13 protein-coding genes and 1 pseudogene are annotated in these 24,873 nt (G+C 31.7%); 13 read left to right on the plus strand and 1 reads right to left on the minus strand.

Annotation, left to right across the window (positions count from 1 at the left end; all coding sequences use genetic code 11):
• Window positions 1-136: 136 nt before the first annotated feature.
• Window positions 137-715, minus strand: a pseudogene (locus tag V5787_RS03115) (ISAs1 family transposase); the annotation flags it as partial.
• A 93-nt stretch (window positions 716-808) separates the two neighbouring features.
• Between V5787_RS03115 and tnpA the strand changes: the two are divergent.
• From tnpA to V5787_RS03180, 13 genes are all read left to right on the plus strand, one after another.
• On the plus strand, window positions 809-1,249 hold the full coding sequence (gene tnpA, locus V5787_RS03120; protein WP_336891819.1) for an IS200/IS605 family transposase: 441 nt from the start codon (window positions 809-811) through the stop codon (window positions 1,247-1,249).
• A gap of 437 nt (window positions 1,250-1,686) precedes the next feature.
• Window positions 1,687-3,792 carry a T9SS type A sorting domain-containing protein gene (locus V5787_RS03125; RefSeq protein WP_336891820.1) on the plus strand — a complete coding sequence of 702 codons (2,106 nt, stop codon included), beginning with the start codon at window positions 1,687-1,689 and terminating at the stop codon, window positions 3,790-3,792.
• A gap of 360 nt (window positions 3,793-4,152) precedes the next feature.
• On the plus strand, window positions 4,153-7,365 hold the full coding sequence (locus tag V5787_RS03130) for a TonB-dependent receptor (protein WP_336891821.1): 3,213 nt from the start codon (window positions 4,153-4,155) through the stop codon (window positions 7,363-7,365).
• 11 nt (window positions 7,366-7,376) lie between these two features.
• Window positions 7,377-9,233, plus strand: coding sequence for a RagB/SusD family nutrient uptake outer membrane protein (locus V5787_RS03135; RefSeq protein ID WP_336891822.1), 1,857 nt, complete (start codon window positions 7,377-7,379; stop codon window positions 9,231-9,233).
• Between the two features lie 17 nt (window positions 9,234-9,250).
• Window positions 9,251-12,304 (plus strand): SusC/RagA family TonB-linked outer membrane protein, encoded by a 3,054-nt coding sequence (locus tag V5787_RS03140; protein WP_336891823.1) that lies wholly within the window; start codon window positions 9,251-9,253, stop codon window positions 12,302-12,304.
• Between the two features lie 12 nt (window positions 12,305-12,316).
• Entirely contained in the window at window positions 12,317-14,074 is a 1,758-nt protein-coding gene (locus V5787_RS03145; RefSeq protein ID WP_336891824.1) for a RagB/SusD family nutrient uptake outer membrane protein, read from the plus strand.
• Between the two features lie 25 nt (window positions 14,075-14,099).
• On the plus strand, window positions 14,100-15,020 hold the full coding sequence (locus tag V5787_RS03150; RefSeq protein WP_336891825.1) for a DUF1735 domain-containing protein: 921 nt from the start codon (window positions 14,100-14,102) through the stop codon (window positions 15,018-15,020).
• A 282-nt stretch (window positions 15,021-15,302) separates the two neighbouring features.
• Window positions 15,303-16,793 (plus strand): sialate O-acetylesterase, encoded by a 1,491-nt coding sequence (locus V5787_RS03155; protein ID WP_336891826.1) that lies wholly within the window; start codon window positions 15,303-15,305, stop codon window positions 16,791-16,793.
• A 250-nt stretch (window positions 16,794-17,043) separates the two neighbouring features.
• Window positions 17,044-18,501, plus strand: coding sequence for a sulfatase-like hydrolase/transferase (locus V5787_RS03160; RefSeq protein WP_336891827.1), 1,458 nt, complete (start codon window positions 17,044-17,046; stop codon window positions 18,499-18,501).
• 102 nt (window positions 18,502-18,603) lie between these two features.
• Window positions 18,604-19,722 carry an alpha-L-fucosidase gene (locus V5787_RS03165; RefSeq protein WP_336891828.1) on the plus strand — a complete coding sequence of 373 codons (1,119 nt, stop codon included), beginning with the start codon at window positions 18,604-18,606 and terminating at the stop codon, window positions 19,720-19,722.
• A gap of 60 nt (window positions 19,723-19,782) precedes the next feature.
• On the plus strand, window positions 19,783-21,420 hold the full coding sequence (locus tag V5787_RS03170; RefSeq protein ID WP_336891829.1) for a glycoside hydrolase family 172 protein: 1,638 nt from the start codon (window positions 19,783-19,785) through the stop codon (window positions 21,418-21,420).
• A gap of 124 nt (window positions 21,421-21,544) precedes the next feature.
• A complete protein-coding gene (locus tag V5787_RS03175; protein ID WP_336891830.1) occupies window positions 21,545-22,900 on the plus strand; it encodes an arylsulfatase in 1,356 nt (451 codons plus the stop codon).
• On the plus strand, window positions 22,897-24,423 hold the full coding sequence (locus V5787_RS03180; protein ID WP_336891831.1) for a glycoside hydrolase: 1,527 nt from the start codon (window positions 22,897-22,899) through the stop codon (window positions 24,421-24,423). The genes V5787_RS03175 and V5787_RS03180 overlap by 4 nt, the downstream gene beginning before the upstream one ends.
• Window positions 24,424-24,873 lie beyond the last annotated feature (450 nt).

The following is a 24,873-nucleotide window of genomic DNA, read 5'->3' on the forward strand; positions in this document are numbered from 1 at the left end:
AACTAAAGGAAAATGAACCAAAAAATAGATCCATAACTAACATAAACAATGAAAATAAGAAAAAAAAATATAAATTTTAGATTTAAAAAGTCAAAATTGAAATCTAAAAATGAAAAGAGCATTATGCAACGGTCTTCAATATATAATCGGCTTTATTTTTGATGATTTTATCAGTAATAGTAGTTTGAGTTCCCATGGCATCTATTGTAATAATATTGCCTTCTATAAATAACTTATCTAGCAGTTCTGGAATAACTGTAATCTCATTAGATTTTTCATTTACTCTAATTTGACCCAAAACTAAATTGTTTTGATTAGCCCATGCACTCACCATGTGAACTGGTGATTTTTCTCCATTGGACTTTGCTCCTCTTAATGTTTTTCCATCAATTGCTATTACTTGCCCTTTTGATAAGTTTGAAATAGAATTGACCCAATCTATAAAACAGGTTTCAAATTGAGAACTATCTATGGATCAAAACACCCTATTTATAGTGTCTTCTGAGGGAATACCATTTGTTAATTGTAAGAATTTTTTCAAAAATTGTTCTTTTGAACTAGCAAATTCAACCATTTGTTTCCATATTTCTGCCCCACAAATTACCGAAATTACACCAATAAGAAGGATGTCAACCAAGTCATGTAACTTGTTTATATAGCTTCTAGGGTCTTCTACCTTACCAAAAACACTGACTAATTTACTTTTTGAATCCATAATTATATTTACCTTATTGTCAGTATAATACACGAAAAACAAACAACATAAACAACTACAAGTCAATCGAATTAACTTGAAAAAAGTGTGAGTTTGCCCTGTAAGAGACATAATAAAAGTTTGTTGATTTATCATTTTATTTGTCCTATTAAATATCGGCGAAGTGTTTTAACAGATGACGTTTCCTTAACATCTCGAGAGATTTGTTTAGAAATAGAGAAGCGTTATTATATTCGTTTTTTGGAGATTGGATTGGATGATAATCATGCTTATTTTTTGATTCAGAGTGTTCCAATGAATTCGCCCAAAAAGATAATTTCAACAGTAAAAAGTATCAGAGCAAAGGAAATATTCCGTTTGCACCCAGAAGTAAAAAGGCAATTATGGGGTGGTAAATTTTGGACAAGTGGATATTATGTTAATACGGTTGGGCAATATGTGAATGAAGAGGTAATAATAAAATATTTACAGAACCAAGGTCAAGCAAAAAATAAATATACGAAAATTCATTCAAGCCAATTAAGTTTGTTTTGATACCTCGATGGCTCTGTCTCGGGGTAGTTCATTTTTAAGAATAATTTAGCAGATCAAAATAAAAAAAGTTAATAGATCTAATTTTGTTTTTTCAGAAAACAGTTAGACTAATTAAAAGGAGAAAAACAAAATAAATCGTAAAAACTTGTTGTTTAGGTTTTTATTGTTTGTATCTCATTGTGAGTTTATATAAAAGCAACATTTTTACCCCTTATTTGGGAAAATACTTTGAACTAAACTAACTATTTTTGATATAAATGTTAAAAGAACTTTAACTTTTTGTTATAAAAAAACCTAAACTATGAAATTAAAGAAAACTACCTATCTATTAAAGCATCTGAAATTTATCACCTTTTGTATAAAAACATTTGATACAGGTGTTTCATTTATAGAACTACCGAATTCTGATTTTATTAAAAACAATTAAACTATTAAAAATGAAATTGTATTTTAAAATAATTATCATATTTAGTAGTATAATATTTTCAGGAAACACGATTAACGCTCAGGAAATTATTGTTAATGATGGTAGTTTAAAACAAAAAATAACGTTTATGGGAGCAGATTTTGAACGCTCTCAAAATTTTGTTCAAAAAGCGACTAATCCAAACGAACTTTTAGATTGGGCGTTTAATGATATTGAATTTAATTTATGTCGAGTTGCTTATGATAAAATTCAGAAAACTGAAAATCGCAAGTTTGAAGTAGAAGTAAATAATATAACTGCAACTGGAACCTATGTGCAATGGCAGTTATTAGATGCGGGAAATGGACATTATTATATTCAGAATGTTGGTTCAAATACACAGCTGCAATGTGTTGATACTAAATTGGATGATAATTCAGGTAATTTTATTTATTCTAGACCTGCAAATTCGTGTACTGGAACTTGGTGTAAATGGGAGTTTATTGAAAGTACTTCAAATCCAGGTTATTTTAATATTAGGAACGTAGGTTTAAATAAGTACCTGCAATCTACTGATGAATCTTCTGGAAACACAGGGAACTTTATTAAAGCAGTAGATGTTAATACAGCAAATGCAGAAGATGAAGCTTCATTGTGGTCTACTTCACAACAAGGTAGTTCTGCTACTAATATTTTTATTGACAACAAAGGGTTTGGAAAACGATTACGTTATACAGATGTTGACGAAATTGTTGAGAATATGGCATTTTACGATGATGCGATAGTAACTATGAAGACAATTAAGTCTATCAATCCTGATGTTAATTTTTTGGCTACGATGCGGTCGGATTACAATGGTTATAAAAGTGATAATTGGAATAATTTACCCAAGTATATATATAATTATTCATGTGTAGAAACCAATGATGCAGGTAGCTGTATAAGAACTTTAGGGAATAAGAGTTTTGATACTGATGCATATGGCGTTTTTTTGGCGGATTATTTAGAGTTAATGTTTGATAATGGTGTCGCAATCGACTATTTAGCAACTGCAAAAGAATGGACAAGTATAGTTACACCAGTACGTTCTCATGATGTCTATGTCAAATTAGTGAGTGAGTGTAATTTGAGAGGTCTTCCGATTCCAGAAATTATAGCTCCAGGGTCATGGTCCTTATCTCAAGGAGTTGTTTACGCAAACGACGTTGGTGATCTAGGATACGAAGATGAATACCATTCTTTTTCATCTCATAATTTAAATAGTGAGGATGATCTGTTTGATGATTTTGTTTTGGCAGCTACAGAATTAGGTAAAACGGCTTGGAACGACGAGACATCTGCTGGAGGAGGTTCAAGAACCAATGGTGTAAATCCTGATATAAGTTTAGCGATTGATGCATATATAGAAAAAACAAAATTATACCAAGGAGGCTTAATAGGAGAGTGCTTTTTTGAAATTAACTCTAGAGGAGTTGATTCGGAAACACGAACTATTTATTTTACAAAAGATACAGAGGCAAAAAGGTTACGTAGTTATTATATAATGAAAAACTTTGCTAATAATGTTGTTGATAAAAACTACACAGAAACCACAGTGTCTTCGCTTCAAGATACATATGCTATGTCGTTTAACTTAGATGGTGAGTTTACGTTAGTTGTTATTAATAATAGTGATATTAATCATGATAATGTGCCTATATCCTTTGATAACTTGCAATTAACGGGAGAGATTCAACAAATAGAATGGTTAAATACTTCAAGTGACGAAGGTGATAATACCACAATAATTAAAGAGGAGGATAATTTGTTTAGAACCAGCCTTAGGGCAAAAAGCATTAATATTTATACCTATAAGAATGATCTGCTTTCTACAGAAACTTTTGATGTAGAAGGGAGAGTAGAAATATATCCTAATCCAGTATCCGAAGACTTTATTAATGTTAAAATAGATAACTCTTTTTTAACACAAAAGATATCTTTTAAGTTAACTGATTTAAGTGGTAGGATTGTAAAACAAGGAATTTTGAACACGAATAAAAAAATTAATACAGGTTTTGGTTTAGTGGGTGTATACCTTTTACAGCTAAAATCTAGTTCATTTATTAAAACTTTTAAAGTTATAGTAAAACAACAATAAAGGTTTGTTTATTTGAGGTAAATAGTATCGAAAATGAAGTCAATATTTGTAGGCGTAAGCATATAGAAATAAGAAGGTGGTTTTTTTTATTTAGGTCTAAGTGCTTGTAAGTTAGTTATGATATAAGCGTTAGCGTATTAGGAATACTTTATGGGTGATAAGTATAATATACGTTAATTGTTTTAAGTAAATGATTAGAAAATTAAGAATAAATATGGATTGTATAAAAATATGATATTGCAACATTTTCACCTCTAATTTGATTTATTTATAGGCGTTAAACTTGTTGTTTTTCATGAAATTACAGTGTTTAAAAAATATTAATTATTTCAAGAAACCAAAATTAAATTTTAAATGATTATGAAAAACCAATTTAAAAAAAAGAAACATTATTCGTTCTTAAAAACAGAGAGAGTACCCATTAGAATATTAAAGTCATTATTTTGTGCTATTTTATATTGTTCTCCCGTTTTTTTGTTTGCAATAAATAATGATACTCTAGAAGTAGATGTTCAACAAAAAATCACCATTAAGGGTACTGTTGTTGATGATCAAGGAGTTCCTTTTACAGGAGCAACTATTATACAACAAGGAACATCTATTGGTACTATTGCAAATTTTGATGGTGAATTTTCTCTTAGAATAGATTATAATTCTAGTATTGAAATAAGTTATATAGGGTATAAAACAAAAGTTGTAAAAAATATTATAGATTTTTCTGCTATTAATGTAAAGCTAGAATTAGATATGACATCTTTAAACGAAGTTGTAATTGTTGGTTTTGGTAGGCAAACAAAGCAAACTGTGGTTGGAGCTATTGCATCAATTAAAGGAGCTGAATTAACCAAAGCGGGATCCGTAAGTACCATATCAGAAGCCTTACAAGGTTCAATTGCTGGTTTAACAGTGATAAACACAAGTGGAAAACCTGGAGCTGATGCTGGAGATATATATTTAAGAGGACGATCATCTTGGCAAGGAGATGGTGGCCCACTTACATTAGTGGATGGTATTGAAAGGGATATTAACAATTTAGATCCTAATGAAATAGAATCGATTACTGTGCTAAAAGACGCCTCTGCAACTGCTGTATATGGGGTTAGGGGTGCTAACGGTGTTATTTTGGTGACGACAAAAAGAGGTAAATTGGGAGAAGCAAAATTTAATTTCACGGCGAATATTGGATTTAAACAATCTACTGCCGAACCAAAATTTGCGGACTATATTACGGCTCAAAATTTATATAATGTAGCCGCTATGAACGATAATAATTTTACGCAATTAATTCCGGACTCTACTTTAGATGCTTGGATTGAAAATTATGATCAAAGAGGACCCGATAATATCTATTTTCCTGAAGTTGATTGGGTAGATGAGGTAATGGGCACAGGATTCGAACAAACATATAATTTGAATATAAGTGGAGGGTCTCCTTTGGTTAGGTATTTTGTGTCAGTTGGTTATAGGAATGATGGTGATATATTTAAAACAGTTGCGAATGATGAATATGATCCTGCTTTTGGATTGCAAAAATATAACTGGAGATCAAATTTTGATTTTGATGTAACGTCTACAACAAAATTAAGTGTGAATTTTTCTGGTAATTTTAGAGAAAGAACCCAACCAGGCTATCGTATTGATGGAGGGGGAGAAGATGGTTTTGGACAATCTATATTTTTTAATAGACTTTATGGGGCACCTAGAAACTTATATCCTATAACGTATGAAGATGGTTATGGTGAAAGTACTTCAGGAGAATCTAATATTTATGTGACTCTTAATGAAGGAGGGCAAAGAACGTACAAATATTTTCAAGGGTTTTACGATTTAGAATTAACACAAGGTTTAGATTTGATAACTAAAGGACTTAGTTTTAAGGGAAGTATTAATTATTCTTCTTCATCTAGTTATGAACAGAAAATTTTGCGTGTAGGTTTAGGTTCTTCAGATGTTGGAATTATTAGATACTCAAGAATCTATGACTATGCTAACCCTATAGTTGCACCTGATGGTACGGTTACTTATCCGTTATTGTCGGAGGTTCGTTTTCCTGATGACCTGTCACAAGGAAGTCCTGTAACTTCCAATACTCCTAGTTTGTTTTCCTATGGAAGAGTATTGAATTATAAGTTTCAGTTTAATTATAAAAGAAATTTTGGAGACCATTTTTTGGGGGCAAATGCTATTATGTGGAGGCAGATAAATACCTATAGAAATGGTTTAAGGCAAAAAAGAGAAGAATGGATTGGTCGTGTAAATTATTATTATAAAAAACGATATTTAGTAGAAGTTAACGGTTCTTATTCTGGCTCAGAAAAATTTGCTCCAGATAAAAGGTTTGGTTTCTTCCCTTCTATAGGTTTAGGTTGGGTTGCTTCTGAAGAACCATTTATTAAGAAAATTGCTGGAAATTGGTTAGATTTATTAAAAGTAAATTATTCATACGGTATTACTGGTGATGATGGAAACGTTCGTTTTCAATATATACAAACTTACTCTACAGCTGATAACGTTAATTTTGGGCTAGATAATTTAACAGGTTATGGACCAAGATATACTGAAGGAGCCCTTCCAAATGATAATTCTACATGGGAAGAAAGCCGAGTACATAATCTTAGTTTTAAATTTGAGGTTTTAAAAAAGTTAGATTTTGCTTTAGACTTATATAAAGAAAAACGAACAGGCATATTGATGGATGTTAGATTACCTACTTATCTTGGGATTTCAGATTTAGCAACTGGAAACGTTGGTGAAACTAAAAAACACGGATATGAACTTCAAGTAGGATGGAAAGACAATATAACCGATGACTTGAATTATGGAGTTAATTTTAGTACCTCTTTTACAGAAAATAGGGTTGTGTTTAGAAATGACCTTTTATATCAAGCAGATTATCTTAAACAGGCCGGAAAACCAATAGGTTGGTCTAGTAGATTAATAGAAGCAGGTCTTTATCAAAGTTTAGATGACATTTACAATGCTACAGCTCCTAGTTTAGGAGTTAGTCAAGGTAATTTAGTTCCTGGGGATGCTATGTATATTGATTATAATGGAGACGGAATAGTGTCAGCCGCTGATAACGTCATTATGGATAAACTTGAAATCCCTTTAAGAACCCATTCATTAAGGTTAAATTTAGGGTATAAAAACTTTGCGCTTTCTGCATTGTTTTATGGTGTATCTGATGTGTCTTATATAATCCCAAACAACTATTATTTTGATTTTAATACATATATTCAAGCAAATCAAGATGTAGTGAATAGTTGGACTCCTGAGACTGCAGAAACAGCTGAAAAACCAGCTTTACACCTGTCAAACATCCATAATAAAACTGCGAGTACGTTAACTTATGCGAATGGAGCTTATATCAGACTAAAAACAGCAGAATTCAGTTATAGATTTGATAAAGATATGATTAGTATGTTGCGACTTGATTCGGCATTAATATATATCAATGGAAATAACTTATATACATGGTCGTACTTAGATGATCAAATGGATCCAGAGAATAGTGGGGACGGGAGTTATCCAATTGTGAAAAGAGTTAGTTTAGGCGTAAGAGTTGGATTTTAATAATATTAAAGATGAAAACAAAAATATATAAAATAATTATGATGTTCGCTTTTATAAGCATTACATCATGTGAAGAATTTTTAGATGTAGATCCAGATTTTGGACTTACAGAGGAGGATGTTTTTTCAAGCTATGAAGCAACCAGAGGGTTTTTGGACAATTGTTATGAAGTATTAAATGATATTCATCATTGGCGAGCCCAAAACTTAACTAGAATGAATATAAACTGCCTTTCAGATGAGGCAGGTAGTCCATTTAATGGAAATATTGGTACCGTTTTAAATACAGGAGCTTGGTCTAATAGATGGACAGCTATAGGCGAAATTGGTTGGGGAGGAACTGCTAGTTTTGATACAGGTACTGTATTTAGAAATGCTTCATACTCAATTAGAATTACAAATAAAGTTATAGATAGATTAGTTAATGATCTAGTTCCAGGAGTAACCGAAGATCAAAAAAATGAATTGTTAGGGCAGGCTTACTTTTTTAGAGCATGGTATTATTTTCAAATTATACAACGTGCTGGAGGGATGCCTATTTTAAATACAGTTTATGCTTCAGATTCTGGAGACGATATGGATCTAGATAGGCTTACTTATTCTGAAAGCAGCGAATGGCTAATCTCCGATTTAGATCGAGCTATTGCATTATTACCTGGTGTTTGGAATGATGCTGAATTTGGTAGAGTCACTAAAGGAGCTGCAATGTCTCTAAAATCTATGGCTACACTATATGCAGCAAGTCCCTTAATGCAAAATAATATTACTAGTACACAATATCTTGATTATAGTCAAGAATGGTCAGAACGTGCTGCAGAGTATGCAAATGATGTTATTGAATATATTAATACAGGATCAGGTGGTTCTAACTTTAGGTTAATGAATGCCTCCGAATATAAAAACATTTTTTATACATCAGGAGTTAATGCTTCTCCAGAGTCTATCTGGTATCGATTAGATGCTGGTAAAAGAAATGTTAATAGAGGATTAAGGGTTAACTATTTACCTCAGCGTTTTTCTAGGGGAACTGGTAATGATGCCGCAGCATACTCTAACCCTACTCAAAATATAATTGATATGTTCGAAGTTATAAATGGTGCATCCGCATATCCAATAGATGATGCAAGGTCAGGCTATGATGCAAAGAACCCTTTTGTAAATAGAGATCCAAGATTGTACAATAATGTTTTGTTTCCGGGTCAAGAGTGGGGTGTAGATGGTTCTGGAGATAAAATGTATCAAGAATTGTATGTAGATGGAACAGATTATATTATACAATCAAATAGTGTTTATACTAAAAATAAATTCTTATCAGGGTATATGACGAAAAAATTCATATGGCCTGGAGCAACCGCATTTACCTGGGAGTTTTCGACGCATGAAGTAAATTCGGTCTATATTAGAGTTGCACAAATATATCTAGATTATGCCGAAGCAATGAATGAAGCATATGGACCTAATCAAGATCCTAAAGGATATGGATTAACTGCTGTAGATGCTATTAATATAATTAGAAATAGAGTTGAGATGCCAAATGTTCTTGCTGATTTTACAAGTGATAAAGAAATTTTTAGGGATAGAATTAGAAATGAACGCGCAGTAGAACTTATGTGGGAAAACCATAGATGGCATGATTTAAGAAGGTGGATGATTGCTGAAGAGGTGTTTGAAAAACCTATAAGGGGAGTATTAGCAATACCGCCTACAGGACACGAAGCTATAGTGGATAAAAGTACACTTGATTTTACATATGAATTTATCGATTTACTGTCAGAACAACGTGTTTTTGATTTAAGAAATTATTGGTATCCTGTATCTGAAACTGATGCGCTAGATTTGTATAACTATAAACAAAATCCAGGATGGTAATCAAAAAAACAATATTCATGAAGAATTATAAAATTAAATTATTATCAATTTTTTTTGTATTGCTGCTGGCTAACTTAGGAAGTTATGTGAATGCTCAAGAAAAAGTTTCGATATCTATTCAAACGATGTTAGTCGATGAAAATGACAACCCCATACCTAATGCCTTAATTGTATTAGGAGATGGTTTGGTAGAAACACATTCAGACAGAGATGGAAGATTTTCTATTAACACTACAACAGAAAATATTTTATTAATTAGTGCGAATGGTTTTGAAAGTAAAACATTTATTTTAAAAAATGTTTCTATAACAGAAAAGACGGTGTTACAAAGCGTACCATTATATTCTGAAGAGCAATATGTTTTGGAACTTCCTTTAAATGGAAATATAACCCAACGAGCTCTAACAGGAGCTATTAGTAAAATTAGTGGAGAAGAACTTGAATCACAACCAGATATCGTATTACAAAATGCGTTACAAGGTAGGTTGGCAGGCGTATCTACACGAATGACAACAAATGGATTAGGGAATAATCTTGCTAGTATATACGTTAGAGGTTTAGGTAGGTCAGATACAAATACAGCTATTACAGTGGTAGATGGTATAGAAAGACCTTTAGATTTTTTAAATGCAGAAGAAATAGAAAGTATTGTGGTTTTAAAAGATGCGACAGCAAAAATTTTGTACGGATCTCGTGCAGCTAATGGTGTCATTTTAGTTACTACTAAAAGAGGTCGTGTAAACACACAGGTTATTAAAGGTTCTATTGAATATGGTGCTAATATGAATACTCGAATGGCAGAGTATTTAGACAGTGCCGATTATGCTACGCTGTATAATGAAGCATTAGCAAACGATGGTTTTGCTCCTATGTATTCTGCGGAAGATATTGCAGGTTATAAAGCAAGTACAGGAGAAAATGACCTATTGTATCCAAACATAGATCATAATTCCTATTTTTTAAAGAATAGTGCAGAGTTTAGAAAAGTGAATTTTGAATACTCTGGTGGAACGAATGAATCCCAATACGGTATTTATCTTGGTTATATTGGTAATGATGGTATTGAAAAAATTGGAGAAAATGTTACACAAGATAGAGTTAATGTAAGAGGTAATTTAGATTTTAAGATAACGGATAATCTTGTTGGTCATATTGGTGGTAATGGTATTATAGAATCTAGAAATTGGGGAAAATTAGGTCAAGACGAGGTATTTGCTAAAATTAATACAGAAAGACCAAACGAATTCCCTTTAGTAATTATAGACCCTAATTTTAGCGGGGAAGCATCATCATTGGGAAATGAAGTTATTCCTCCTCTAGGTGGTTCTTTTCAAAACAGAACGAGTCTTTACGGAGATATGATATATGGTGGGTATCAAGAATATCAGTATTTTTTTGGACAAACTAATTTTGGATTAGATTGGGACTTAAATAATACGGTTAAAGGCTTATCTGTAAATACGCTACTTACTTTTGATAACTATCAATACCATGCCGCAGATCAAATAAGTAATCCTATTCGTTATGCGATTGTCGAAAATGAGGATACTGCATCTTTAGATTATATAAAATTAAATAATAGAATAATTGAGCGTAACAGAACAGAAAGAGGAAGTAGTATTACTAGATCATTAGGCTGGATGTTCAATGTAAATTATGAAAAATATATCAATCAGGATAACAAACTTAATGCAGCTTTGTCTTATTTCTATTATTCAAATGAATTAAATACCAGACGTCAACATATTAGAAACTCTAATACGACATTAAAAACAAACTATGCCTATAAAAATAAGTTGTATGTAGAGTTAACATTTGCTCTAATGGGGAGTAATAAATTTGTGGGTGAAAATAAGTATTATTTATCTCATGCAGTCGGTGCTGCTTGGGTACTTAGCGAAGAAAAGTTTTTGGTAAATAATACAGCTTTAAATTTTCTTAAATTAAAATCTAGTTATGGAGTAATGGGTTATGATCGATCTACAGGTTTTTATTTATACGAAACCAGATATTCTGATAATGGTTCTATAAGTTTAGGAGAAAGGAACACTAGTAGCGCTGATAGATTAGGCTTTGATAATTTTGGAAACCCCGATTTAGAATGGGAAAAATCTAAAGAATTTAATATTGGAGTGGAAGGATTGGCTTTTGATAAAACGTTACGGTTCGAGTTAAATTATTTTAATCAACAAAGAGAAGATATTATTTTATCTAGTCCTTCTACTACAACATCTGATATCGTTGGAGTAGCAAGAACACCTGAGAATTTAGGTGCTGTAACAAATAATGGTATTGACGGAAGCATAAATTGGCTCAAGGATTTTGGAGAATTTAAATTAAACTTAGGTGCTAACTTTTTAGTGTCTAAAAATGAAGTAATATCAGGAGATAATTTAAATAATGAAGATGATTATTTAGACAAAACAGGTAGATCTACTGATGTTACTTGGGGGTATGTGTCTAATGGACTTTTTAAAACTCAAGAGCAAATAGACAGTGCTCCTATTCAAACATTAGGGCCTTATGGTATTGGAAATATTTCTTATAAAGATTTGAATAATGATGGTGTTATAGATGAACTGGATAGAAAAGCAATTGGTAAAAGTTTTCCAAGTGCCAGTTTTGGAATTAATATAAACACTCAGTATAAGGGCTTTGGGTTATATATATTAGGAGTTGCAGAAACAGGAAGAGATATGATTAAGAACAGTGTCTATTATAGAAATAGTGGTCAAGGTAAGTATTCTGTTTTAGCTTCCGATAGGTTTCATCCGGTAAACAATCCTGATGGTTCACAACCAATATTAACAACTCTAAGTTCTAATAATGATAATCAGACATCAACTTTTTGGATGGAAAATGCAGCCTTTTTTAGATTAAAAAATGTAGAGTTGAGTTATGCCTTCTCTAATGATTTAAATGTGGCTAAAAAAACGAGGTTTTATGTTAGAGGAACTAATCTTTTTGTTTTGTCTAATGTTAAAGATGTAGATCCTGAAGTACCTAATTCAGGAGTAACAAATTACCCTTTATTTAGAACAATTACAGCTGGTGTTACAGTGTCATTTTAAAAAATAGAAAATATGAAAAACAGTTTTATAAAATATATATTTATTGTGTTAGTTACACTAAATATATCTTGTGAGCTAGATACAGTGATAGAAGATACTTTTGATGAAGATACAGTTTTTAGTCTTCCCGATTATACAGAGGGATTACTATTAAATGCCTATGGAAACTTAGCCAATACCGTTATTTCTGACTATGGGAGCGATTATTTAGATGCAGCCACTGATAATGCGGTAACCAATAATTATACTGGTGGAGTTTATCGCTTGGGTGCGGGAGGCTTAACAGCAAATAATAATGTCGTTGGAAGTTGGGACAATGCTTATAATCAAATAAGTAATGTTCATTTGTTTATGGAAAATGGATTAGGAGATAATGTTATTTATAATATTACATCAGAAACAGCAGATCAACTAAAAAGAGACAACCTAAAGGGAGAAGCATTCTTTTTAAGAGCATGGTGGAGTTTTCATTTATTACAAGCTTATGGCGGAAAAACAGCTAGTGGTGATGCATTAGGGTATCCTATTATTTTGAGATCTGCAACAGAAGAAGAAGCAGTAGATTTAGAAGCCGTTAGAAGAAATACGTATGAAGAGTGTGTTGTACAGATTATTAAAGATATAGATTCTTCAATAGTGTATCTTCCTTTAACTTATACGGGCACTGATCCAACAATAGGGGTTGCTAATGTAGGACGTGCTGACCAAAAAACAGCATGGGCATTAAAGTCTAGAGTGTCTTTATATGCAGCAAGTCCAGCATATCAATCGGATGATATTGTTTCGCTTACAGATATGGGACAATTTTCGGTAGTAGATCAAACAAAATATATTGATAAGTGGAGTAGAGCAGCAATAAATTCACAAGAAGCTATAGACGTTGTTGGAGCTTTTTCAAGTCTTACTACTGGTAATTTTGTCTCTTGGACAACTCCTGGAGAGTTTATTTGGAGAAGCTATTTTACGTCGAGCACTTTAGAAACCAATAACTATCCGATTTCAGAAAGAGGAGCCGCAAGAACAGGTCCTTCTCAAAATTTAGTCAATGCTTTTTATTCTAAAAACGGGTATCCAATAAGCGATGTAAGATCAGGTTACGACCCTAATAACCCTTATGAAAATAGAGACCCAAGGTTATATATAAACGTTTTGTTTAATGGTAGTAGCTTTAATAACAGGAATTTAGATATTTATGAAGGAGGAATAGATTCTAGAACAATTTATGATCGGAATACAAGAACAGGTTATTATGTAAGAAAATGGTTAAATCTAACAGCAGGCTTAATAAGTGTGGATAATTCCTCTTACGGTCAACACTATAATCCTTACTTTCGTAGAACAGAACTTTATTTAAACTTAGCAGAAGCAGCTAATGAGGCTTATGGACCTAATAATGTTGGAGTTGGTATTTCTCAGACAGCTGTAGATATTATTAAATCAATAAGAACTAAAGCAGGAATTACAGATAATACATATGTAGATGAAATAGCGGCTTTAGGAAAAGAAGATTTTAGAATTTTAATTCAACATGAAAGAAGGTTAGAATTAGCTTTTGAAAATCATAGATATTTTGATTTAAGAAGATGTTTATTGCCTTTGGAAGAGACTGTAACAGGTGTTAAAATAACTAAAAATGATGATGATACATTAAGTTATGAAGAAGTAGATGTTGAAGAAAGAAAATATGGAGGCATAAAATATTATTATGCGCCGTTACCATATGACGAATTGACTAAATCCCCCAATTTGATAAATAATTTAGGTTGGTAATTATTAATATAAAAATATAATAAAGATGAGTATAAAAAAAATGTATATCGTATTAATTATGATGGGCGTTGCGGTTAGTTCTTGTGAATCTTACGGAGATCTCATTGAAGATTTTGATTATACAACGGTTTACTTTTCTAGTCAGAAACCATTAAGGAGTATTGTGTCTTATGATGAAATGCAATTTAAAGTTGGTGTTGCATTAGGAGGGAAAAGAGAAAACAACATAGACGAGTATGCGGATTTTGAAATTGATGAATCCCTTTTGACTAGTGTCAGTGGAGCCGATGCTTTTACCTTATTGCCTGAAGCTTATTACGAATTAAGTAATACTTCTACAATGGTAATTTCGAGTGGTAGTTTTATTGGTGATGTTACAGTAACCTTAAATAGAGATTTATTTACAAATGATCCACTGGCAGTTCAAAACACTTATGCACTACCTCTAAAAATAACAAACTCTTCTTTAGATTCTATAGGAGGTTTTAATCCTGATGGATCAATTTTAGATATTCCTAAAGATTATACTATTTTGGTTGTAAAATATATAAGTCAATATACGGGAATTTATTATTATACAAGTATTCAAAATGAAGTTGATGACACAGGGGTAATTCTTGAGCAAATTATTTATAATGAGGATAACCTTACTGATGTAAGAAGGGAACTTACTACGGTAGATAGAAATTCTGTACTGATACCATCTGGTATAGGGTCGATATCCGATGAAAATTTTGTGATCAATATCGATGAAACAGATAATAGTATAGTTTTGGATTCACCAAGTTCAGGTATTTCTAATTTTGTTGGAACAGGTATTGTAAATGAAGACCGATCTATGACATTAAGTTATTCTTATACAATTGATAGTAAAAATTATGAAGTCGAAGATACGTTAACTTTACATCGTCCTGTAGAAGAGGAATTGGGTTTTGAGGAGTGGTAAAAAGTGAATCTAATAATTAAAAAAGAAATCATTTAGAAAGTGTAATTTTTTAAATGATTTCTTTTTTTTTAAGTGAGTAATACAAATAAATTTAAGAGTGGTTAATAATAAATTTGAATTGTTTTTTTCTTTAGATTAAATGAAAAATATAAGCATAGCCGTAGGTTACGGTTCTATTTTATTTGAAATATAAAGGAAATAGAAACTAATTTAATTAATAATTTTGATGTTTATTTGATATAATATAAATCAAACGTTAATAAATATAATTATTTTATTGTTATGCATTATAGAAAACAGACACAAAGACGATTCTTTTTATTGGCTACTTTTTTGTTGTTATGCACTTCTTTGTTATTCTCAAATAACCTAAAATTAGGTTCTCTTTTTCAAGAACATATGGTTTTGCAAAGAAATATCCCAATTAAAATATGGGGGGAAGCTTTGGCTAATAATTTGGTTATAATTAAATTAAAAAACAAAACGGTAAAAGTATACTCTGATAGTTTAGGCTATTGGAATGCAACACTACCCAAATTTAAAGAAGGAGGTCCTTTTATTTTTAAAGTGAGTTCAGCTAATGAATTTGTTGTTTTTACAGATGTAATGATTGGGGAAGTGTGGGTTTGTGCAGGTCAATCTAATATGGTTATGCCTCATAAAAACATACAAGAAATACATGTTTTTGATAAGGAATCAAAAAACATACGCACTTTTGAAGTACCTCGTACGGGCTCTTTTCATAAGGAAGATTTTATTACAAATGGAGTTTGGGAGTTAAAGAATCCGTCTAGCGCTGTAGCTTTTTCTTTTTCTTATTTTTTAGAAAAATATGCGAATGTACCCATAGGGATTATCTTAACAGCTTGGGGAAGTTCGTCTATAGAAGGATGGATGCCAGCTGATTTGACTAAAAAATTACCACACTTTAATCGTATTATGAAAGAATTTTATTCTGATAGGGATAAACAGAAACGTATTGAATTAATTCTCAGTTCTAAAGAGACTAGAAAAAGGAAAGATGATATTTTTTTAAGAACACAACCAAATATTATTTTTAATGCCATGATGAATCCATTGATCCCTTATACTTGTCGTGGAATTGTATGGTATCAAGGAGAGTCAAATTCTAAGACAAAAGACGGGATGTTGCAATATGGTCAATCGTTTCCTGTTTGGACGACATATTTAAGAGATCGTTGGAAACAGAAATCGTTTGACTTTATAGTAGTTTCTCTTCCCGGATATATTGGTAAAAAAGATAAGAAACCTCGTTTCGATCCTGAAAGCCCAACTGAAGATTCTTGGGCATGGATGCGTGAGTCACAATATTCCTTTGCAAATTTAGCGAATACTGAAGTAGTAACAACGATTGATTTAGGAGAGGCATTTAATATTCACCCTAAAGATAAATTACTGATTGGTGAAAGAATAGCTCTTTTGGCAGAAAAATCTACTTTAAATAGAAAAGGAATTACAGATGGTCCTAAGCTTAAAAAATATAAAATTAAAAATAATGAGATTATACTAAAGTATTACAATTCAAAAGGACTTAAAACGGTAGACGGAAAATCTCCCAAGGGATTTTGGATTTCAGGGGAAGATAAAGAATGGTTTAAGGCAGAGGCTAGGATAGATGCTAATAGGATTATTCTTAAATCTATAAATGTAGATGCTCCAATTCATGTTCGTTATGCTTTTTCTGCAAAACCTAAGGTTAACTTAGTCAATAACAAAGGTCTTCCATCTAGACCTTTTAGAACAGATAAGTAGAAATACTTGAAAACAAAGGTTTATTATAGTTGAAATACTTTTAAAATAAAGGTAGTCCTGTTGAGTTAGAAATGTTAAGGATGAAGAATTCAATTAGGTTTTATAGTTGAGATTGTTGATTAAACTTTCGGTAGTAATTTATTTTAATACAGAAAGTTTTTTTTAGATATAATTCATTATAAATGAATTAAAAAAAACAAAATAAGCTGCAATATTTCTGCGATAAATAAATATATATAATTATTAGATAATGAAAAAAATTATTCTTTATGCATTGTGCATTACATCAATAGGTTCACATGCCCTAAATTCACAAATTAATGACAATAAGAGACCAAATTTTTTATTTGTATTAGTTGATGATCAATCTCCTTTTGATTTAAAAATTTACGATGGGAAATCAATTTTAGAAACCCCCAATATAGCTAAATTAGCAAGAGACGGTATGGTTTTCGACAGTGCTAGACATATGGGTTCAATGAATGGAGCTGTTTGTACCCCGTCACGTCATATGATTATGTCAGGACGTACCGTATGGAATCTCCCTGCTAGTGCAGGTTATAAAAAAGCCATCTGTCCAGATAGTCTAGAACTTCAAACCATTGGAGCAGTCTTTAACCAGGCAGGATACAAAACAATGAGAACCTGTAAAAAAGGAAATTCTTATGCCGATGCAAACGAACAATTTACTGTTGTTCACGATGCAACAAAACGAGGAGGAACCGAAGAAACTGGTAGTGCATGGCATTCTAAACAAGTTCTTAATTACCTGAGCGATAGACAGGTGAATGAGGAAAAAAATCCTTTCTTTATTTATTTTGGTTTTTCTCATCCGCATGATGTTCGTAATGGTACTCCCGAGTTATTAGAAAAATATGGAGCTGTTAATCATACTGATAAAAACAGCCTTCCTCCAGCAAATCCTAAACAACCCTCTTTACAGGATAATTATCTTCTAAAACACCCGTTTTTCCATGGACACAAGAACTTAAGAGATGAAGAACGAGTGAGTGGTGTTTGGAAAAATCGAGATGAACAAACTATACGTAATGAGTTAGGACGAGAATATGCCTGTGCTGAAAATATTGATATCCAAATAGGTAAAGTTCTTACTAAACTGGAAGAAATGGGCGAGTTGGAAAACACTTATATTATTTATACTTCCGATCATGGAATTGCAATTGGTAGACATGGTTTAACAGGAAAACAAAATTTGTATGAACATACTTGGCGTGTGCCTTTTATAGTTAAAGGACCAGGAATTAAAGCTGGAAAAAATGTTGAAGGAAACATTTATTTATTAGATATTTTACCTACCGTTTGTGACTTAGCTGGGATTGAGATTCCTAATTCAGTACAAGGGCTTAGTTTTAAACCTGTATTAGAAGGAGAAAAAGATAAAATAAGAGACGTGATGTATGGAGTTTATTGTGGAGGCTCGAAACCAGGGATGCGAAGTGTTACAAAAGGAGATTGGAAGTTAATAAAATATGACCTTATGCAGGGAACCATTCACAAAACACAACTTTTTAATCTAAAAGAAAATCCGAATGAGTATTTACCCGAACATAAAAAAACAGGTGAAATGGAAACTAATCTAGCCAGTAATCCCTTATATGCAGTCAAATTAGGGGAAATGGAATCATTGCTGCTAGAACAAATGAAAACAAATAACGACCCTTATAGGCTCTGGGATCAAAAGGAATAATTATTTCAAGAGTTTCGTTTGTCTTGTGACGTATGCTACTGAATTTATTCGATTTGGAATAGGTGTATGATTTAATTTAAAAATAAAAAGGAATTTAGAGATATGGATAGAAAAGAATTTATAAGCTTGTCCTTGATGGCAGGTGCAGGAGCAATGTTATTTAATAGTTGTACTATGGGTAGTAGTTCTAGTATACCAAACTATTTAAGAGAGTACAAAGATTTATATAAACAAAATCCACGCGAGGCGGCTACTCAATGGTTTAAAGAAGCACGTTATGGACTGTTTATTCATTATGGTTTGTACTCTATTTTAGGTAGACATGAATGGGTAATGCGTAATGAAAAAATACATGTTGCAGAATATGCTAAGTTAAAGGATGAATTTACCGCCGAAAAATTTGATGCAGATTTTATTACAGATTTGGCACTTGAGGCAGGGATGAAATATATAAATATTACGACACGTCATCATGATAGTTTTTGTTTGTGGGATACAAAGTTTACAGATTTTAACAGTATGAATTCACCTGCAAAACGAGATTTGGTAGCTGAATTATCTGAGCAATGTAATAAAAAAGGTTTGGCACTTTTTTTATATTATTCTCATGGCCGAGATTGGCGTCATCCACATGCGCCAAACAATGATAAATGGAAAGGAGCAGCACGTCCTGATTACGAAACGAAAGAGCCCTATTATAAATATGGAGAGGAGCATGATTTAAATGTATATCTAGACTTTATGTCGAATCAAGTAAATGAGTTACTAGAAAATTACAAAGATATTGCTGGAATCTGGTTGGATGGATTTGCTACTCCTGCCTCTGGAGATCATTCACTTTTTAAGTGTCAGGATTTATATGATTTAATTCATAGCAAACAGCCACAAGTATTAGTTTCTTACAAACAAGGACTTTTAGGGACTGAAGATTTTCTTGCACCAGAACGTAAATATAAACAAGGGGAGAAAATAGAGAAGCCATTAGAGATATGTGATCACCTTCAACGAAAAGGATGGGGGTATCTTTCTTCTCAAGATGGTAATCATAAATCGAAAGAAGAAGTGATTAAGATGTTGAAAAAGGCAGATAAATACCCTGCGAACTTATTATTAAACACAGGACCATTACCTAGTGGAGAGATTCCTCCTGAAGACGTAAAGGTTTTGCGTGAAGTTGGGAAAGAAATTAAATTGCGTGGATGGGATAGTATTCTTAGCTAATTTATTGTGCCTAAAGGAAAAACCACAAAAGACACATTTAAATTCATTAAAAATTAATTCATGAGTTATTCAAAAATTTATAATATCGTTCAATATAAAACACTCAAATTAGTGTGTTTTATTGTTTTAATAGGCATTATTTCTTGTGAGAAATCAAGTGAGATAATTACTGTTGAGTCTTTGTTAAAAGACATGATAAATCTTGAAAAAATAGCTCAGTTTCCTGATGATAATTTTAGGTTAAAGCAGCAAAGTAGTTATAACAGAGCATCAATAAACCCAAAAGATACAATTGGATGGTTTATGAATAAAGATTTTAACAGCAATGAAAAAGATCATAATTTTGTCAGGATTGAAGAAAAAAACGGGAAAAAAGAATGGGTGTTAATGGAACACAAAGGAGCAGGGGCCATTGTGCGAACTTGGATGCCTTTTCAAAGTGCCTCAAAATCAAAAACAAATAGTATTATTAAATTCTATTTGGATGGCTCAGATACACCTGCTTTAGAAGGAAATATGTTAGATTTATTAAATGGAAATGGTATTTTCCCTTTTCCATTAGCTCATAAATCATTACGTTCAGCTGTATCTTTTTTTCCTATTCCTTATGCTAAAAGTTGTAAAATTACAGTTACAAAACGTCCATTTTTCTTTCAATTTACCTACAGAGAATATCCTTTGCAAACAAATATAAAAACCTTTACGCTAAAAGACTTTGAGTTAGCAAAACAAACAATTCAAAAGGTAACTTCAACTCTTTTGAATTCAAAAATTGAAATTAAACTCCCAGATACCTTCAGTCAGCTTGAACCAAACCAAGAGAAAATTTTTTATTTGCCAAAAGGTGAGGCTGCTTTAAAAAATCTTTCTCTTAAATTATCAGAATATAAAGATTCGACAATTACACGTTTTGTAATTATTAAAATGAACTTTGATGGAAAACAAACCGTTTGGTCACCGATAGGAGATTTTTTTGGCACAGGAGTTGGTTTACATCCTTTTAAAGGTTGGTATAGGAAAGTTGCAGAAGATGGAACTTTGTCATGTAGATGGGTGATGCCTTATCAAAAGGAAGCAACTATTTCTATAGTTAATCTTAGTGAAAACCCGATAAATTTTAAATTAGAAACTCTAGTAGAACAGTGGGAATGGGATGAGAATTCTATGTATTTTCATGCAGGTTTTCGTCAGCAATACCCTGTTTCTACGCGTCCTTTTTCAGATTGGAATTATATTACTATTAAAGGAAGAGGTGTATATGTAGGTGATGCACTTACTGTAATGAACCCTGTTAAAAGATGGTGGGGAGAAGGTGATGAAAAAATTTATGTTGATGGAGAAAAATTTCCATCAATTTTTGGTACAGGAACAGAGGATTATTACGCCTATTCTTGGGGAGGAATAAGTACAGATTTTTATGAACATCCATTTCATGCACAACCGAGAAGTAATGTTTATAACAAATTAAATCGAAAAACTACAAACGAAAAAAACACACAAGGTTATAGTACAGAAACAAGAACAAGAGCTTTAGATGGTATGCCATTTCAAAGTTCTCTAAAATTAGATATGGAAGTATGGAGTTGGACAGATTGTGATATGCAATATGCCGTTGGTATGTATTGGTATGGTGATGCTAATTCAATAGCTAATATTAAGCCTGTTCCAGAACAAGTTTCAATATTTCCAAAATGGTAATGTTTCTATTTTATTAAACTTAAATACAAATATCAGGATGAAAATAACACTAATATTTCTATTTATAATGACTATTTTTTTGATTTGTTTTACGAGTTGTAAGACAATACAAGAAAAGAAAGCGGTGTCTAAAAGACCAAATATTATTTTTGTTATGGCAGATGATTTAGGTTACGGTGACTTAGGTTGCTATGGTCAATCTAAAATAAAAACTCCACATTTAGATAAAATGGCAGCTGAAGGGATTGTTTTTTTTAACCATTATTCAGGGTCAACGGTATGTATGCCTTCTCGCGCAAGTTTATTAACAGGTTATGATCAAGGACATGCAAGTGTTAGAGGGAATCCAGTTTGGACCCAAAGCGGCACTCCTGTAAACCTTAAACCGAATGAATTAACAGTTGCAAATGAGTTGAAAAACATTGGGTATCAAACCGCCATTATTGGAAAATGGGGGCTTTCAGAAGGAAATTCGAAACAAAATATGCCATCTAATCATGGATTCGATTATTTTTTAGGATATAAGAAACACAGTGATGCGCATCATTATTATTGGGATACATTATATGTTAATAATGATCCTTATATTCTTAAAGGAAATAATTATAAACTCAAACAAGGAAAATATACACATGATGTATTTATCAATGAAGCATTGCGTTATGTAGAACAGGAAAAGCACAATCCCTTTTTTCTTTATTTAGCGTTAACGATACCACATCTTGAATTGACTGTTCCTGAGGAGTCTAAAGAGCCTTATTTGGATCTAGGATGGCCCAAACGTAAAATGAATACCAAAGGGCATTATAAGAATGATGAAGAAGGAAACACAACCTATGCGGGTATGATTTCTAGAATGGATAAAGATATGGGGAGGTTGTTTTCTAAACTAAAAGAACTGGGGATAGATGAAAATACAATTGTTTTTTTTACCAGTGATAATGGACCTGAATACGAAAAGATAGATCGATTTTTTAATAGCAATGGTGAGCTAAGGGGAGGGAAGCGTGATTTATATGAAGGAGGTATTCGTATTCCTTTTATAGCTAGATATCCTGGAAAGATTGCTCCAAACTCTAAAAGTGATCATATTTCTGCTTTTTGGGATTTTTTGCCTACGGTTTGTGAATTAGTAGGGGTTCAGCCCTCAAATAATGATATTAATGGAATTTCTTTAGTTCCTGAATTGTTTGGAAGGTCTGAAGATCAGGAAATACATGATCATCTATACTGGGAGTTTAATGAAAGGCAAGGTCCTATTCAAGCAATTCGACAAAATGATTGGAAATTGGTATGGAAACACGAAGGAAAACCAGAACTGTATAACCTTTCAAATGATATAGGAGAATCAAATAACCTAGCTATAGAAGAGCCACAAAAGTTAAAGGAATTGATGGAGTTATTAAAGAAATCAAGAACAGAACACGAAGAATTTCCTCTTGAAACTAGAGCTTTGGCTATTGAAAAAAGAAAAAAATGAAAAAATTTAGTTTATTATTTACATTGTTAATATCTTTTAATGCCTCTTCTCAGGATATAGAAACAATTAAAATCAATATAGATACTACTATTGAATACCAAACTATTCATAATTTTGGGGCTTCTGATGCCTGGTCTACACAATTTGTGGGGAACTGGACAGTTATAAAAAAGAACCAAATAGCTGATTTATTATTTAGCTTGGAGGTTGATATAAATGGGACTCCTTATGGAATAGGATTGTCTTCTTGGCGTTTTAATATTGGGGCTGGCAGTGCTGAACAAGAAGAGAAAAGTGATATTAAAGATGAATGGAGAAGATCAGAATGTTTTTTGAATTCTGATAATTCCTATAACTGGGATAAACATATAGGGCAACAATGGTTTTTAAATGCCGCAAAAGAAAGAGGAACAAGGGATTTTGTTGGTTTTGTAAATAGTCCTCCAATTCTTTTTACTAAAAATGGTAAAGCTTATTCTAATGATGGATTAACATCAAATTTAAAAGAAGAGAGTTATTTAGATTATGCTGTTTTTTTGAAGGATGTTACAAATTACTTTTCAAATAAGTATCAGATTGATTTCAAATATATAAGTCCGTTTAATGAACCTCAATGGGAATGGAAAAATAATAATCAAGAAGGTTCACCTTGGAATAATAGTGAACTAAAAAATGCTACTAGAATAATAGATTCAATTTTTATTGCAAATAATCTTCAAACTAAAATTGAAATAACAGAAGCAGGAGCAGCTGATTATTTGACTGGTGAAAAGGAAAAATTCAAAAATAGAAGTAATCAAATTGAAGAGTTCTTCAATCCTAATAGCAATAATTTTATTGGGAATTTAAAAAGTGTTGCTCCTAAAATTGTTGGACATAGTTATTTTACAACTTGGAATGTACAGAAATTAAAAAACGAAAGAGAAAAAATAGCTAAAAAACTTCAAAAGTATCCAAACTTGGAATATTGGATGACTGAATATTGTGTACTTGAAAACAATGAAGAAATCAAGGGTAAAGGAAAAGGTTTAGGGATGAAAACAGCTTTGTATGTGGCAAGAGTTATTCATTCTGATTTGACAATAGCCAATGCTTCTTCTTGGTATTGGTGGTTGGCAATGAGTCCATACAATTATAAAGACGGGCTAATATATATTGATAAAAATAAGGAGGATGGTAGTTTTCAAGAATCCAAATTATTATGGAGTCTTGGTAATTATTCAAGGTTTATTAGACCTAAAGCAAAAAGAATTAAAGTAGATTATAATGGTTATAACTCTATTGATAATTTGAGTAATGGGGTTCTAATATCTGCTTTTGAAAATAGTGACGATAGCTTGGTTATTGTGCTTGTAAATCAAAAAAATGATGAAATTTTCATTGATTTAGAGAGTGTGAAATATGATTCTATAAAACTATATATTACTAATAAAATCAATAATTTGGAATTACAGAAAATTAACCTGAATAAAAAGATTATAAAATTAACGGCGAATTCTGTAAATACGATAGTTTTTGAATAAGAAATTTATAGGTAATTAGAGTTAGTCTTACAAATAAATATTGAGGGGTAGAAACTCGTTGAAGCGAAAACACACGCGTCAAGCTTCTGTAATTTAACGCTGTCTGCTAGTTTTATAAATCATTTCAAAATTGAGAGAATTTTTAATTCACTTAATGTATTATACTGAAATAGGTTGACCTTTTTTAAGGTTAATATTTTAAGACCGTTGCATAATGCTCTTTTCAGTTTTAGATTTCAATTTTGACTTTTTAAATCTAATTTTTTTTTCTTCTTATTTTCATTGTTTATGTTAGTTATGGATCTATTTAAGACCGTTGCAAGGTACATGACAAAAACAAACATCCAAATTTAGGATATAAATCATTGTTTGTTAGCTTATTAAGATGTATATTCAAGCCATGAAACTACAAATAACACCTACTTTTGCAGATAGCATTTGTGATTTACG

It is taken from the genome of Flavicella sp., assembly GCF_037132785.1.
Taxonomy (GTDB): domain Bacteria; phylum Bacteroidota; class Bacteroidia; order Flavobacteriales; family Flavobacteriaceae; genus Flavicella.

What these genes read in the sequence shown, in the direction of transcription:
- V5787_RS03125 (WP_336891820.1), top strand. Translation starts at nt 1,687, where the DNA reads ATGAAATTGTATTTTAAAATAATTATCATATTTAGTAGTATAATATTT.
- V5787_RS03130 (WP_336891821.1), top strand. Translation starts at nt 4,153, where the DNA reads ATGAAAAACCAATTTAAAAAAAAGAAACATTATTCGTTCTTAAAAACA.
- V5787_RS03135 (WP_336891822.1), top strand. Translation starts at nt 7,377, where the DNA reads ATGAAAACAAAAATATATAAAATAATTATGATGTTCGCTTTTATAAGC.
- V5787_RS03140 (WP_336891823.1), top strand. Translation starts at nt 9,251, where the DNA reads ATGAAGAATTATAAAATTAAATTATTATCAATTTTTTTTGTATTGCTG.
- V5787_RS03145 (WP_336891824.1), top strand. Translation starts at nt 12,317, where the DNA reads ATGAAAAACAGTTTTATAAAATATATATTTATTGTGTTAGTTACACTA.
- V5787_RS03150 (WP_336891825.1), top strand. Translation starts at nt 14,100, where the DNA reads ATGAGTATAAAAAAAATGTATATCGTATTAATTATGATGGGCGTTGCG.
- V5787_RS03155 (WP_336891826.1), top strand. Translation starts at nt 15,303, where the DNA reads ATGCATTATAGAAAACAGACACAAAGACGATTCTTTTTATTGGCTACT.
- V5787_RS03160 (WP_336891827.1), top strand. Translation starts at nt 17,044, where the DNA reads ATGAAAAAAATTATTCTTTATGCATTGTGCATTACATCAATAGGTTCA.
- V5787_RS03165 (WP_336891828.1), top strand. Translation starts at nt 18,604, where the DNA reads ATGGATAGAAAAGAATTTATAAGCTTGTCCTTGATGGCAGGTGCAGGA.
- V5787_RS03170 (WP_336891829.1), top strand. Translation starts at nt 19,783, where the DNA reads ATGAGTTATTCAAAAATTTATAATATCGTTCAATATAAAACACTCAAA.
- V5787_RS03180 (WP_336891831.1), top strand. Translation starts at nt 22,897, where the DNA reads ATGAAAAAATTTAGTTTATTATTTACATTGTTAATATCTTTTAATGCC.